The sequence below is a fragment of the Streptomyces atratus genome (assembly GCF_040655115.1).
GTDB classification, from domain to species: domain Bacteria; phylum Actinomycetota; class Actinomycetes; order Streptomycetales; family Streptomycetaceae; genus Streptomyces; species Streptomyces atratus_D.
The window spans coordinates 18,671-32,420 of the sequence record NZ_JBFAJH010000002.1; the positions used below are offsets into that span (position 1 = coordinate 18,671).

At 70.0% G+C, this 13,750-nt stretch carries 15 protein-coding genes; 11 read left to right on the forward strand and 4 right to left on the reverse strand.

Annotation, left to right across the window (positions count from 1 at the left end; all coding sequences use genetic code 11):
- The first annotated feature begins 34 nt into the window (after positions 1-34).
- Positions 35-1,489, forward strand: a complete 1,455-nt coding sequence (locus AB0I23_RS02970) for an NCS2 family permease (protein WP_359106298.1) — start codon at positions 35-37, stop codon at positions 1,487-1,489.
- Here AB0I23_RS02970 and AB0I23_RS02975 read toward each other — a convergent pair.
- Complete coding sequence (locus AB0I23_RS02975) at positions 1,482-1,673, reverse strand: ribbon-helix-helix protein, CopG family (protein WP_358862349.1); 192 nt, start codon at positions 1,671-1,673, stop codon at positions 1,482-1,484. The genes AB0I23_RS02970 and AB0I23_RS02975 overlap by 8 nt on opposite strands.
- A 134-nt stretch (positions 1,674-1,807) precedes the next feature.
- Between AB0I23_RS02975 and AB0I23_RS02980 the strand changes: the two genes are divergently transcribed.
- Positions 1,808-2,248 carry a MarR family winged helix-turn-helix transcriptional regulator gene (locus AB0I23_RS02980; RefSeq protein ID WP_037692928.1) on the forward strand — a complete coding sequence of 147 codons (441 nt, stop codon included), beginning with the start codon at positions 1,808-1,810 and terminating at the stop codon, positions 2,246-2,248.
- 82 nt (positions 2,249-2,330) lie between these two features.
- Positions 2,331-3,665, forward strand: coding sequence for an MFS transporter (locus tag AB0I23_RS02985; RefSeq protein ID WP_359106301.1), 1,335 nt, complete (start codon positions 2,331-2,333; stop codon positions 3,663-3,665).
- 76 nt (positions 3,666-3,741) lie between these two features.
- Here AB0I23_RS02985 and AB0I23_RS02990 read toward each other — a convergent pair whose 3' ends face one another.
- Positions 3,742-4,326 carry a Uma2 family endonuclease gene (locus AB0I23_RS02990; RefSeq protein WP_359106303.1) on the reverse strand — a complete coding sequence of 195 codons (585 nt, stop codon included), beginning with the start codon at positions 4,324-4,326 and terminating at the stop codon, positions 3,742-3,744.
- A 109-nt stretch (positions 4,327-4,435) separates the two neighbouring features.
- Here AB0I23_RS02990 and thpR point away from each other — a divergent pair, with 109 nt between their 5' ends.
- A complete protein-coding gene (gene thpR / locus AB0I23_RS02995) occupies positions 4,436-4,999 on the forward strand; it encodes an RNA 2',3'-cyclic phosphodiesterase (RefSeq protein ID WP_359106910.1) in 564 nt (187 codons plus the stop codon).
- Positions 5,000-5,131: 132 nt separating this feature from the next.
- On the opposite strand, the gene AB0I23_RS03000 is transcribed toward thpR, so the two are convergent.
- Complete coding sequence (locus tag AB0I23_RS03000) at positions 5,132-5,905, reverse strand: alpha/beta fold hydrolase (RefSeq protein ID WP_359106305.1); 774 nt, start codon at positions 5,903-5,905, stop codon at positions 5,132-5,134.
- Positions 5,906-5,992: 87 nt separating this feature from the next.
- Here AB0I23_RS03000 and AB0I23_RS03005 point away from each other — a divergent pair, with 87 nt between their 5' ends.
- Positions 5,993-6,532: a PadR family transcriptional regulator gene (locus AB0I23_RS03005; protein WP_359106307.1), complete on the forward strand. Its 540-nt coding sequence runs from the start codon at positions 5,993-5,995 to the stop codon at positions 6,530-6,532.
- Between the two features lie 55 nt (positions 6,533-6,587).
- Entirely contained in the window at positions 6,588-7,583 is a 996-nt protein-coding gene (locus AB0I23_RS03010; RefSeq protein WP_359106309.1) for an aldo/keto reductase, read from the forward strand.
- 109 nt (positions 7,584-7,692) lie between these two features.
- On the opposite strand, the gene AB0I23_RS03015 is transcribed toward AB0I23_RS03010, so the two are convergent.
- Positions 7,693-9,942 (reverse strand): N-acetylmuramoyl-L-alanine amidase, encoded by a 2,250-nt coding sequence (locus tag AB0I23_RS03015; RefSeq protein WP_436846864.1) that lies wholly within the window; start codon positions 9,940-9,942, stop codon positions 7,693-7,695.
- A gap of 405 nt (positions 9,943-10,347) precedes the next feature.
- Here AB0I23_RS03015 and AB0I23_RS03025 point away from each other — a divergent pair, with 405 nt between their 5' ends.
- From AB0I23_RS03025 to AB0I23_RS03045, 5 genes are all read left to right on the forward strand, one after another.
- Positions 10,348-10,851 (forward strand): hypothetical protein, encoded by a 504-nt coding sequence (locus AB0I23_RS03025; protein ID WP_359106311.1) that lies wholly within the window; start codon positions 10,348-10,350, stop codon positions 10,849-10,851.
- An 84-nt stretch (positions 10,852-10,935) separates the two neighbouring features.
- The gene (locus AB0I23_RS03030; RefSeq protein WP_359106313.1) at positions 10,936-11,484 is read left to right on the forward strand and encodes an isochorismatase family protein; all 549 of its coding nucleotides are present in this window, start codon (positions 10,936-10,938) and stop codon (positions 11,482-11,484) included.
- A 104-nt stretch (positions 11,485-11,588) separates the two neighbouring features.
- Positions 11,589-12,044, forward strand: a complete 456-nt coding sequence (locus AB0I23_RS03035; protein ID WP_359106315.1) for a MarR family winged helix-turn-helix transcriptional regulator — start codon at positions 11,589-11,591, stop codon at positions 12,042-12,044.
- On the forward strand, positions 12,041-12,886 hold the full coding sequence (locus AB0I23_RS03040) for an ABC transporter ATP-binding protein (RefSeq protein ID WP_359106317.1): 846 nt from the start codon (positions 12,041-12,043) through the stop codon (positions 12,884-12,886). Before AB0I23_RS03035 ends, AB0I23_RS03040 begins: the two co-directional genes overlap by 4 nt.
- Positions 12,846-13,709 carry an ABC transporter permease gene (locus AB0I23_RS03045; protein ID WP_359106319.1) on the forward strand — a complete coding sequence of 288 codons (864 nt, stop codon included), beginning with the start codon at positions 12,846-12,848 and terminating at the stop codon, positions 13,707-13,709. Before AB0I23_RS03040 ends, AB0I23_RS03045 begins: the two co-directional genes overlap by 41 nt.
- Positions 13,710-13,750: the final 41 nt, after the last annotated feature.

Genomic DNA, 13,750 nt, shown 5'->3' on the forward strand with positions numbered 1-13,750 from the left:
TTTCTCTCCCTCTCCGTACGTACTGAGGTCATACATGTCCCCCTCGGCCACCGCTCCGGTCGCCTCCGAGCAGCCTCCGGCTCCGCAGCCGCACGGCGGCCTGGACCGTTTCTTCAAGATCTCCGAGCGGGGGTCGTCGGTCGCGCGCGAGATCCGTGGCGGATTCGCCACGTTCTTCGCGATGGCGTACATCATCGTGCTGAACCCGATCATCCTCGGTAGCGCGAAGGACATGTACGGGCACCAGCTGAATGGTGGCCAGCTGGTCACCGCCACCGTGCTGACCGCCGCGTTCTCCACGCTGCTGATGGGTGTCATCGGCAACGTGCCGATCGCGCTGGCCGCCGGCCTCGGCGTCAACACCGTCGTCGCCCTCCAGCTCGCCCCCCGGATGAGCTGGCCGGACGCGATGGGCATGGTCGTCCTCGCGGGCATCGTCGTCATGCTGCTGGTCGCGACCGGGTTGCGCGAACGCGTGATGAACGCCGTACCGACGTCGCTCCGCAAGGGCATCGCCATCGGTATCGGTCTCTTCATCCTGCTGATCGGTCTGGTCGACTCGGGCTTCGTCTCCCGCATCCCGGACGCCGCTCACACCACCGTGCCGCTCCAGCTCGGCAGCTACGGTCACCTCACCGGCTGGCCGGTTCTGGTCTTCGTCCTCGGTGCGCTGCTCACCCTCGCGCTGATCGTCCGCAGGGTGCCGGGTGCGATCCTGATCTCCATCGTCTCGATGACGGTCGTCGCGCTGATCATCGACGCGGTCGCCGATCTGCCGGGCGAGGCGTGGGGCCTGACCGTTCCGCAGTGGCCGGGCAACCCGGTCGCCACCCCCGACTTCGGGCTGATCGGCCATGTCAGCCTGTTCGGCGGCTTCGGCAAGGTCGGTGTGCTCACCGGCGTCCTGTTCGTCTTCACCGTGCTGCTGTCCTGCTTCTTCGACGCGATGGGCACCATCCTCGGCGTCGGCGACGAGGCCAGGCTGATGGACAAGGACGGCAACTTCCCCGGCATCAACAAGGTGCTGTTCGTGGACGGCATCGCGGTCGCCGCGGGCGGTGCGAGCTCCGCCTCCGCCGGGACCTGCTTCGTGGAGTCCACCGCGGGCGTCGGCGAAGGGGCCCGCACCGGCTTCGCGAGCGTGGTCACCGGCCTGCTGTTCACGGTGGCACTCTTCCTGACGCCGCTGGCGACCATGGTCCCGTCGCAGGCGGCCACTCCGGCGCTGCTGGCCGTCGGCTTCCTGATCATCGCGGGTTCGGTGCGGGACATCGACTGGAGCGACTACACGCTCGCCGTCCCGGCCTTCCTGGCCATGGTGATGATGCCGTTCACCTACTCGATCACCAACGGCATCGGCATCGGCTTCATCGCCTTCTGCGTGCTGCGGGTGGCGGCCGGGCGCCGGCGCGAGGTGCCGGTGGCCATGTACGTCGTGTCGGCCGTCTTCGTCTTCTCCTACGCGATGCCGGCTCTCGGCCTCACGTGACCTCTTCCGCCCCGTAGAACTTCTGCGTCTCGTCGACGGCCGTCTTGAAGCGCTCGTCGAAGTCGTCGCGAATGAGCGTCCGGACCACATAGTCCTGGACGCTCATTCCGCGTTTGGCGGCGTGCTGCCGGAGCCGGTCGAGCAGCTCACCGTCCAGCCGCAGGCTGAGCACTGTCGATCCCATGGCAAGCAGGGTTACGGCCTCCGAGGTCGGTTGGCGTCACTTTCCGCATCCAACTCACTCGTTCGGGTGAGTGATCGGGCGCGTGTGTACCATCGAATGGTCTTTAGAGTGGGTAATGAGGTACCCTAATGAACATGCCTGACCTGATCCACGACGGCGACAGTGCGGCCGCCGTGAGCTCCCTTCGTTCCGCCGTGATGCTGCTGGGGCGACGCCTCAAGCACCAGCGCGTCGACGAGTCGCTGAGCCCCACCGAGATGTCGGTGCTCGGCACGCTCGCCCGCTGCGGTTCCGCCACCCCCGGTGAGCTGGCCCGCAAGGAGCACGTGCAGCCCCCGTCGATGACCCGCATCGTCGCGCTGCTGGAAGCCAAGGGGCTGGTCAGACTGGAACCGCACCCCGATGACCGTCGCCAGAAGATGGTCAGCCAGACCGAGCAGGCGGAAGCCATGCTCGAGGAGAGCCGCTCCAAGCGGAACGCCTGGCTGGCCACCCTCGCCGAGGGCCTGGACGAGGACGAGTGGGAGACGCTGCGCAAGGCCGCGCCCGTACTGGAAAAGCTCGCCCACCTGTAGCGGCGGTACCGGACCAGGGTCCGGTGCCGCCGTCACTGCCTCGTCAGTCAGCGAAATGTCCACGCCGAGGAGGCGAACCCCTTTGAGTACGGGATCCGGAGCAGACTCCGCCCCCGCACCGACGTCCACCCACGAGAGCAAGACCGGCGGGACCTTCTCGTCGCTGAAGATCCGCAACTACCGCCTGTTCGCCACGGGCGCCGTGATCTCCAACACCGGTACCTGGATGTCCCGCATCACGCAGGACTGGCTCGTCCTGAGCCTCACCGGGTCCGCCGCCGCCGTCGGCATCACCACGGCCCTCCAGTTTCTTCCCATGCTGCTCTTCGGCCTGTACGGCGGCGTCATCGCCGACCGGCTCCCGAAGCGCAAGCTCCTCCTCGTCAGCCAGGCCGCGCTCGGCCTCTGCGGCATCGCCCTCGCCGTCCTCACGCTCTCCGGAGTCGTCCAGGTCTGGCACGTCTACCTGATCGCCTTCCTCCTCGGCATGGTCACGGTCGTCGACAACCCAACCCGCCAGTCGTTCGTCTCCGAGATGGTCGGCCCGGCCCAGCTGCGCAACGCGGTCAGCCTGAACTCGGCCAACTTCCAGTCCGCCCGGCTCATCGGCCCCGCCGTCGCGGGTGTCCTGATCACCACGGTCGGCAGCGGCTGGGCGTTCATGTTCAACGGTCTGTCGTTCCTCGCCCCGCTCGTCGGTCTGCTGATGATGCGTACGGGCGAACTGCACAAGGCGGTCGTCGTGCCGCGCGCCAAGGGGCAGCTGCGCGAGGGACTGCGCTATGTCTCCGGCCGCCCCGAGCTGATCTGGCCGATCGTCCTCGTCGGCTTCGTCGGCACGTTCGGCTTCAACTTCCCGATCTGGCTCACCGCCTTCGCGGACGAGGTCTTCCACGGCGGCGCCGGGATGTATTCGTTCTTCAACATCCTCATAGCCGCCGGCTCCCTGGCCGGCGCCCTGCTCGCCGCCCGCCGTCGTTCCTCGCGGCTGCGGATGCTGGCGGCGGCGGGCACCGCGTTCGGTCTCCTGGAGATCATCGCGTCCCTGTCGCCGTCCGTCTGGCTCTTCGCGATCCTGCTGGTCCCGATCGGCATGGTCGGCCTGACGACCAACATCAGCGCGAACACGAGCGTCCAGATGGCGGCCGACCCGGCCATGCGCGGCCGGGTGATGAGCCTGTACATGATGGTCTTCGTCGGGGGTACGCCGGTGGGCGCCCCGATCGTGGGCTGGATCAGCGACGCGTACGGCGTCCGGACCGCCATGGCGGTCGGCGGCGCGTTCTCGCTGCTGGCCGCGCTCGGCGTCGGCTTCATGCTGGCCCGCGTCGGCGGCCTGCGCCTCCAGGTCGACCTGCGGCCGGGCCACCCGCATGTGCGGTTCGTCCCGCGCGAGCAGCTGGCGACGGCGGCCTGAGGCCGGTCCGTCACGGACGTGATACGGCCCCGACCGGTGAACCTGCCGGTCGGGGCCGCTGCGTGTGCGGAGTACGTCAGTCGTGTGGGAACTCGTCGGTCCTGAGGGTGATACCGACGGGGGTGTCGGTGAGGTCGATCGGGGTGCCGAAGTCGAGGCTCAGCACACTGCGGTACTCGTCGTCCTTCGGGAGTGTGTGAAGGTGCCACGTTCCGGTGTACGGGTCGGCGATGACGTACACGGGCACGCCGGCGGTGGCATAGGTGGCCTTCTTCGAGCCGTAGTCGTTGGCGGCGGTCTCCTTGGAGATCACCTCCGCAACGAACTCGATGTCCTGGTAACGACACCGTCCCTTGGCGTCGGGTCCAGAGCCCTCGGCCAGGGCCACGACATCGGAGGCGAAGCCGTTGAGGCGGCCCGGGAAGTCGATGCGTACGTCGGACATCAGTCGCTTCCGTGGGTAGCCGGCACGCAACTGCTCGATGATGTCGAAAATGATCTGCCAATGAGTGCCCCGTTGCGGCGACATGTAGATGATGCCCTCGACGATCTCGACCTTGAATCCCTCGGGGGTGGGCTCAAGCCACTCGAACATCATGTCCAAGGTGCGCTCGTCGCTGCTGTCGGCCATCTCGATCCTGTCGGTGTCCACGACGGTCATCGTGCCGCTCCTCCCCGCTGCCGCACGGGCGCGGGCAGCCGCGTAGTACAACGATACGCACGGTGACCGGGACACGCCGGTACGATGCGACACTCGGTTCATGAGCCGCATGAGACTCTTCGTCGCCGTCCTGCCGCCCGCCTCCGCCATCGCGGAGCTCCGCCGTGCCGTCGCCCCGCTGCACACCCTTCCGGGCGCCGGTGGCCTGCGCTGGACCGGAACCGACGCGTGGCACTTCACGCTCGCCTTCCTCGGTGTGGTCGACGACGCGCTGCTGCCCGATCTGCACGAGCGGCTGGCGCGCGCCGCCGGCCGCACCGAGCGGTTCCCGCTGCGCATCCACCGCGGCGGCCGGTTCGACGGCCATGTGCTGTGGGCCGGGGCCGCGGGCGGCCTCGACACGCTGAGGCTCCTCGCCGAGCGCGCCGACGCCGCCGCCCGCCGCGCCGGCGTGCCGATGGACGAGCACCGTCGTTACACCCCGCACCTCACCCTCGCCCGCAGCCGCGCCGAGGCGGATCTGCGCCCCTATCTGGAGGCCCTGAACACCTTCGAGAGCGCCCCGTGGGAGGTCGGCGAGGTCGCTCTCGTACGCAGCAATCTGCCGATCTCCGGGGTGCCGGGGGAGCAGCCGCGGTACGAGGTGGTCGCATCCTGGTCGCTGGGACACTGAGCGGTGCGGTTACGCTCGACGGGTGGATCCGAAGACCAGAAACCGCATCATGGCGGTCGTGCTCGTGCTGATGTTCGCCGTCGTCGCCGTGGCAGCCGCGGTCGGCGGCTGAGCGGCCGGCACCGGCTCCCGTCAGGCGAGCCCCAGCCCCCGGGCGGTCTCCCTCGCGAACGCCTCGGGGTTGTCCAGCATGATGTTGTGCCCGCACTCCGGGACCGGCACGACGCGCACCCCGGCCGCGACGAGACCGTTCTCGCCGGGCAGTGGCCCGTTGCTCTCCGGTCGCAGAAAGGTGCGCGGAATCTTCAGCTCCAGCAGCAGCTCGCGCATCGTGGGGGTCGTCCCGCGCGCGAGGTGCACGGCGCTGCGGTGCAGCGCCTCCGGCCCCGCGAGCCGCATCGTCGACCACCAGTGGGAGCCCACCCGGTCGCGCACTTCGTGCCGTCCGTGATCGAGGAACTCCTCCTCCGTGTACGCGGCGATGCCACTGGTGCCGGGTCGCGGGCGAGCGGGCGCGACCGGGTCGAGGTTCGCGTCGACCAGGACCAGCCGCGCCACCAGGTCCGGATGGCGGGCCGCGAGCACGATGGCCACCGCGCCACCCATGCTGTGCGCGATGACGTCGGTGGCGTACGCGTCGGCTGATCGGAGCGCGACGGCAATCGCGTCGGCGTGCGCTTCGAGGGTGTAGTCGACATCCGCGGGCCGGTCGCTGATGCCGAAGCCGAGCATGTCCATGAGCAGCGAACGGCTGCCGGCGAGGAGCGGATGGACGGCGCTCGCGGTGAAGTACGGACCGGACGAGGCGCCCAGCCCATGCAGATAAAGGCGGGTCGGTGCCGTGCTGCCGGGGATCTCCACCCACCGGATGTGTGCGCCGCCCGCTGTCACCTGTGCGTTCTTCATGCTCTCCCGATCCCCTCCGGCCAGGTAAAATCTCGGCGAGACTATATATCGGCGCCGATGTATAGAGCAATGAGGGAGGATGCTCGGGTGTTGGAACTGGCCATCCTGGGATTTCTGTACGAGCAGCCATTGCACGGCTACGAGCTGAAGCGACGCGTCGCCCACCTCACCGGCCACGTCCGCCCGATCGCGGACGGCACCCTGTACCCGGCGATCAAGCGCCTGGAGCGCGCCGGATGGCTCGGCCGCCGGACCGAGCCCGGCAGCAGGGCCGCCCCCCGCCACACGCTGACCCTGACGGACGACGGGCGCGAGGAGCTGCGCCGACGGCTGCGCGAGGCCGACGCGGTGGACATCAGCGACGAGAACCGCTGGTTCACCGTGCTCGCCTTCCTCCGCCATCTGCCGGCGCCCGCCGAGCAGGCGGACGTGCTGCGGCGCAGGCTGGCGTTCCTGCGGGAGCCGAGCAGTTTCTTCTACGACTACGGCTCCGAGGGCGAGCGCCCGCTCGGAGCCGAGGCGTTCGACGACCCGTTCCGGCGCGGTGTTCTCACGATCGCCCGCGCGACGAGCGAGGCGGAACTGGGCTGGCTGGCAACGACGCTGAAGGACCTCGAAACACGCTGAGGCCGTCTGCCGAGCACTTGCCTCGAGCGGACTCGAAGGCGTTGGCTTGGTGCCCATGAAGTACACGCAGCTCGGACGCACCGGACTCGAGGTCAGCCGACTTGTCCTCGGCACCATGAACTTCGGTCCGCAGACCAATGAGGCCGACAGTCACGCGATCATGGACGCCGCGCTGGACGCGGGCGTCAACATCTTCGACACCGCCAATGTCTACGGCTGGGGCGAGAACAAGGGCCGTACCGAGGAGATCCTCGGCACCTGGTTCGCCCAGGGCGGTGAACGCCGCGACAAGGTCGTTCTCGCCACCAAGGTGTACGGGAACATGGCCGCGGACGGCGACGCCTGGCCCAACCACCACAAGCTCTCCGCCCTCAACATCCGGCGGGCCGTCGACGCCAGCCTCAAGCGGCTGCAGACCGACCACATCGACCTGTACCAGTTCCACCACATCGACCGCTCCACCCCGGTCGAGGAGATCTGGCAGGCCATCGACGTACTGATCCAGCAGGGCAAGATCCTCTACGCCGGTTCGTCCAACTTCGCCGGCTGGAAGATCGCCCAGACCAACGAGACCGCCCGGCGCCTCGGCTCGTACGGGCTGGTCAGCGAGCAGTGCCTCTACAACCTCGCCGAGCGCCGCGCGGAGATGGAGGTCATCCCGGCCGCGCAGGAGTACGGACTCGGTGTCATCCCGTGGTCCCCGCTGCACGGCGGACTGCTCGGCGGTGTGATCCGCAAGGAGCGCGAGGGCGGCGCGGCCCGTTCGGTGTCCGGCCGGTCGGCGGACGCGCTCGCCAACACCACGGTGCGGGCGCAGATCCAGGCGTACGAGGACCTGCTCGACAAGCACGGCCTGGAGCCCGGCGAGGTGGGGCTGGCCTGGCTGCTGACCCGCCCGGGGGTGACGGGACCGATCTCCGGCCCGCGCACGCGCGAGCAGCTGGACTCGGCGGTGCGCGCCGTGGACCTCGAGCTGTCGGACGAGGTGCTCGCGTCCCTGGACGAGATCTTCCCGGGCCCGGGTCCGTCGCCGGAGGCCTTCGCCTGGTAGGCGACGGGACCGGCCGAACACCCGACAGGCTCTGAGCCCGGCTCCGCGACACAGGTGCGCGGAGCCGGGCTCAGGTCATGCGGATACGTCCGTCAGCGGACCGCGGCGGCTACTTGAGGTACACGAGGCCGTCCGTCGTGATCGCCGGACGGCCCGAGGTGGCGACGACGACGATCTTGACGGTGTGCTTGGCGCTGGTGGACCAGCTCTTCGTCCACAGGGCGTCGCGGTACTTGGTGGTGGACGACTTCAGGTCGACCGTGGCCACCTTCGTACCGTCGACATACACGTACGCCTGGCCGGACGTGGAGGCGCGCGAGACCACCCAGGCGGCCGAACGGCCGGTGAACGTCCAGCTCAGGCTCGCGCCCTTGGAGGAGCTGGAGTACGACTTGCCGCCCAGGTACGAGGACGAGGACTTGGCCGTCCAGGTGCCGGTCTTCGTGGCCGAGGTCTCCTGGAGGATGACCGGGGTGCCGGAGACGGAGGCGGCCGCGGTGTTGCCCGCGGTGTCGTACGCGCTCATGGACCACGTGGTCGCCACGCCGGACTTCGCGGTGTGCGAGGCGCTCGTGGTGGTCGGGCCGTAGGTCTTGGCGACCGGAGCGGTCAGCCGGACCTCCTTGAGCGACGCGGTGTCGGTCGCCTTCCACTTCAGGGTGAGCGGGACGGCGGTGGTGTTCACCGTGCCGGTGCGCAGCGCGAGGTTCGGCTTGGTGGTGAAGATCGGCGCCGTCTGGTCGGCGACCACGGTCGCCGCCGCGGACAGGGCGGTCTTCCCCGACTGGTGGGTGGCGCGGACCTGGACCGAGTGCGTGCCGACGCCGAGGGTGGCCTTCGCCGAAGTGGCGGTGCCCGCGGCGGTGGCGACGGTCTTGCCGTCGACCAGCAGCTCGTACTTGGAGATGAAGGCGCTCGGCGTGCTCGCCGACCAGCCGACCGTGATCGCGGACTTGGTGTAGTACGACGTCCCGGAGAGCGTGGCACCGGTCACCGACTTGATGGCCAGTCCGGTGACGGGGCCCGCGGCGAGGCTGCGGATCGCGGGCAGCTGCTCGTACAGCTTGGTGCCGGGGCACTCGGTGTTGAAGCCGTCGCGGTGGCCGGAGATCTGCTTGAAGGAGTACTGCGTACCGGCGGTGAAGGTCTTCCTGAAGCCGTTGGACCCGGTGACGCCCGCGGTGAGCATGGTGCTGCCCGCCGGGTCACCCTTGTACTGGCCGAGCTTCCACGCGGCGATCCGGGCCACCGAGGCGGTCACCGCGCTCGGGGCGGCCGCGTCCGTGTAGGTGCCGAGGACGGCGATACCGGTCGACTCCCGGTTGAAGCCGTAGGTGTGTGCGCCGAGGACCGGCCGGTCCAGGCCGCCCTTGCGGCCCTCGAAGATCGTCCCGCACTTGTCGACCAGGAAGTTGTAGCCGATGTCCTTCCAGCCCTCGCTCTCGACGTGGAGCGCGTACACGCCACGCACGACCTCCGCGGAGTCGGCGCAGGAGTACTTGTTGGTCCCTGCGGTGTGGTGGACGAAGACGGCCTTGACCGTGTCGTTGTACTCCGGCGCCTGCGGGCTGATCGACTCGTCGGCGCCCCAGCCCGCACGCGAGGTGATGGGCGGCTTGGGCACGGTCGACGGCAGCGCTGGCGGCAGCGACGCGGACGGCGAGGTACTCGCGGTCGGCGAGGTGCTCGCGGTCGGCGAGGTGCTCGCGGTCGCCGTGGCCGAGGGGCTGCCCGTTGCCGTCTCGGAAGGTGCCACGGGCGGCGCCTCCGATGCCGGGGCGGTGTCGGACTCCGTGGCCGACGAGGTCGGTTCCGAGGTGTCCGTCGGATCGGCCGAGGGGGATTCGGACGACGACGGGTCGTCGGTGGGGGCGTCGGTCTCGTCGGCGAAGGCGACCGGGGCCGCGTGCGGCGACGAGCCCTTGCCGGGGTCGACGGTGTCCAGCCGCAGCCCGGCGGGCACCTTCGCGGAGACCTTGCCGCCCGCGGTGACGCGTACCTCGACGCCGTTGGACGGGCCGACCCACCGCGGTTCGGTGGACCCGCGGACGCCGGGGCGGCCCGCCTCGTTACGGGCGTCGTGGTCGGTCTCCAGCGGCGTCCAGGACGACCAGGTGCCGTTCGCGACCGACCTGGTCCGTACCTCGACCGCTCCCGTCACCTTCGCCGCCGGGTCGGTCCAGGTGACCCCCAGCATGCTGAACGGTGCGGTGTCCCGCCGGCCGAGCGACGCGGAACTGCCGTCCGCGGCCACCTTCAGCGCCGTCTTCCGTACATCGGTCCTGACCGGACCGGCCTTGCTGTCACTGTTGTCTGCGGAGTCGCCGGTCACGTTCTGGAACACCACAAAACCTGCCACGGCCGCCGTCGTCACGGCAGCCGTGGTCCATATTTTTCGGTGCGATCTCACGTCGTGTCCCTTGGGGTTACGGGGGGTGGCAAGAAGCCGTTTGAATCACGGTGTCGGCACAGCTTTCCATGACCGTCCGACGGCCCGTCCAGCCACCCCCGGCACCTGCCTTGGTCTTTACCCTGTGCGTCGGGCCGGGCGCGTCCCCGGCGACGATCCGCCGGAGAGGATTCAGCGCGACGCGAACCGTCCAGCGCCTCCAGCACCGCCCGGCTGGTCGCCGCGCCCGGATGCCCCGCCCCGTCGATCACGGTCAACTCCGCGTCCGGCCATGCCCGGGCTCGCGGTCCATGACGGCATCCCCTCGATCCGGGCCAAAGAGCCCGGACTGCGGCGGGGCGTAGCCTGGCTGCCGTGAATTCCACCGCCCGGATCCTGGCCGTACTCGACGAACTGCTCACCGAAGCGGGCCCGGAGGACCGCGGCGCCCTCTGGCGACTGGCCGAACAAGGCCGTGAGCTGGACGCCAATCTGGTGCGTCTGCCGCCCGGCGCCGAGGTCGGCGAGCATCAGGAGGACATCCTCGACGTCCTCCTCGTCGTCCTCGTGGGCGGCGGCCGTGTCCTCACGGGCACGGAGACGCTGGAGCTGACCCCCACCACGGTCGTCTGGCTGCCCCGCACCTCCCGCCGGGCCCTCGCGGCGGGTCCGGACGGGCTGGCGTATCTGACCGTCCACCGCCGCCGCCCGGGTCTGACCATCAAGCCCTCGATCCCCTCGACCGACGCGTCGGTGGCGCACGAAGGCGGCGAGGGGCCCTGCATGCTGGACCGGGTCTGCCCCGCGTGCGGCCGCCTTTCGCCGGACCCGGCGCCGGTGTTCTGCAGCCGGTGCGGGGAGCGGTTCCCGGAGCGGTGAGGTGACGGCGGGAGGGGCTGCGCGGCTCGAACTCCTTCTTCGGGATCACTCCGCCGGCCGGACCCGGACCGCTAGCGTGAACCTATGCCACACGCCCCCGCGCTCCTCGTCATCGACATGCAGAACGCCCTGGTGGCGATCGCGCACCGGGCGGCCGGGACCGTCGCCACGATCGCCCGGCTCCGCGAGCGTGCCAAGGCCGCGGGCATACCGATCGTGACGATTCAGCACCGGGGCGAAGGGCTGGAGGCCGGCACCGAGGGCTGGCGGATCGTGCCCGAACTCGCGCCCGCCGCCGACGAGGAGGTCGTCCACAAGACCAGCGCGGACAGTTTCCTGGACACCGGTCTCGACAAGACCCTCAAGGCGCTGGGAGTCACCGAGGTGGTCGTCACCGGGTTCGCGACCGAGATCTGCGTGGACACCACGGCGCGGCAGGCGCTGAGCCACCGGTACGACGTGGTGCTGGTGGCCGACGGGCACACCACGTCCGTCCGGCCCGACGCCGGCGAGTACGCCTCGCCGGACCGGTCGATCGCGCACCACAACGAGATCTACCGGCACATCGACTTCCCCGGGCGGAGCATCCGCGTGATTCCCGCGTCCGAGGTGGACTTCGCAGTCCTGCCGTAGCGGGTGGCGCGGTCGCGCCCCGGCTCGCTGACGCACCGCTCGAGGTGGCCCCTTCGCGGAATTCCGGCCACGTAATACCTCGCAGACAGAGGTAAAATAGGCAGGTGGTGGCGAGTGATCTCCCGGAAGAGCTCGCCGGACTTCTGCCCCGCATCCAGCGGCTCGCCCGGCGGCGGCTGTGGAGCGGTCTGCCCACGCCCCGGCTGCGCGGAGCGCACGCGGAATTGCTGCGGCTGGTTGCCGCCCGGCCCGGAATCCGGGTCTCGACGGCCGCGCGCGAACTCTGCCTCGCGCCCAACTCCGTCTCCACCCTGGTCAACCACCTGGTCGCGGAAGGCCTGTTGCGGCGGGAGCCGGACCCCGGCGACGGGCGTGCCGCGCTCCTCCACCCGACCGCGGCGGGAGTCGGCCGGCTGCGCGACTGGCGGGCCCGGCGCGACGCGCTCTTCCGCGAACACGTGGCGAAACTCGACGCCGCCGACCGGGCCGCGCTGACCGCCGCGCTCCCGTCACTGCGCAGACTCGCCGAGTCACTGCGCGAAGGAGAGGAGACCCCATGACTCCCGCCCTCAGCTGCACCGGTCTGACCTACTCCTTCGGCACCTCGAAAGCCGTCGACGGCCTGGACCTGCTCGTCCACCCCGGCGAGGTCTTCGGACTCCTCGGGCCCAACGGCGCGGGCAAGACCACCACCCTGCGTGCGATCACCACACTGCTGCCCGTACCCCCCGGTGTCATCCATGTGTTCGGCCACGACGCGGCCCGGCAGAAGATGGCCGTACGGCGCCTGCTCGGTTACGTACCGCAGCAGCTGTCGGCCGACGCCGCCCTCACCGGCCGGGAGAACGTCGCCCTCTTCGCCCGTGTCTTCGACGTCCCCCGCCGCCACCGTGCCGCCCGCGTCGGGCAGGCGCTGGACGCGGTCGGGCTCGGGCCCGAGGCGCACCGGCTCGCTGCCACGTACTCCGGTGGCATGGTGCGCCGCCTCGAACTCGCGCAGGCGCTGGTCAGCGCACCCCGCCTGATGATCCTGGACGAGCCGACCATCGGCCTGGACCCGATCGCGCGCGACAGCGTCTGGGACCGCATCACCGAGATCCGTGTCGGCACCGGGATGACCGTGCTGGTCACCACCCACTCCATGGAAGAGGCCGACCAGCGCTGCGACCGGCTCGCCCTGATGCATCTGGGCAGACTGCGCGCGCTCGGCACGCCCGCCGAGCTCAAGAGCGAACTGATCGCGCACCGCGAGGAGTCCGGCGATACGACTCCGCCGCCGACCCTGGAGGACGTCTTCCGGTACCACTCCGGAAGCGGCCTGGACGACCCCGGTTCTCCGGGAGAGAAAGGAGCCTTCAACGATGTCCGCCGTACCCGTCTCACCGCATCCCGCCGCGGCTGAACCCGGCTCGCCCGACCGCCGCTTCGCCCTCCTCCTGGAACCGCCGCCCGCCCGCACGGGCTGGCGCGTCGTCCCCGCGCGGGTCGCGGCGATGTGCGCCGTCGAACTGCAGAAGCTGCGCCACGACCGCACCGAGATCTACACCCGTGCCGTCCAGCCCGCGCTCTGGCTGCTGATCTTCGGCCAGACGTTCTCCCGTATCCACGCCATCCCCACCGGCGGCGTTCCGTATCTCGACTTCCTGGCGCCCGGGATCATCGCCCAGTCCGCCATGTTCATCGCGATCTTCTACGGCATCATGATCATCTGGGAGCGGGACTCCGGCGTTCTCACCAAACTCATGGTCACGCCGACGCCCAGGACCGCCCTGGTGACCGGCAAGGCCTTCGCCGCCGGGGTGAAAGCCGTGATCCAGGCGGCGGTCGTCATCGTGATCGCCGCGGCGCTCGGCGTCGGCATGACCTGGAACCCGCTGCGGCTGCTGGGCGTGGTCGTCGTGGTCGTCCTCGCTTCCGTGTTCTTCTCCTGCCTGTCGATGTCGATCGCCGGGATCGTCCTCACCCGTGACCGGCTGATGGGCATCGGCCAGGCCATCACCATGCCGCTGTTCTTCGCCTCCAACGCGCTCTACCCGGTCGCGCTGATGCCCGGCTGGCTCCAGGCGATCAGCAAGGTGAACCCGCTGAGTTACCAGGTCGACGCCCTGCGCGGACTGCTCATCGGCACGCCGGCCCATCTCGGCCTCGACCTGGTGGTCCTCGTCCTCGCCGCACTGGTCGGCATCGTCGCCGCAGGTTCCCTGCTTCCCCGCCTCGCCCGCTGAGCCACCGCGTACGCGGCCGGTCGAACCATTCGCTCCTGCCG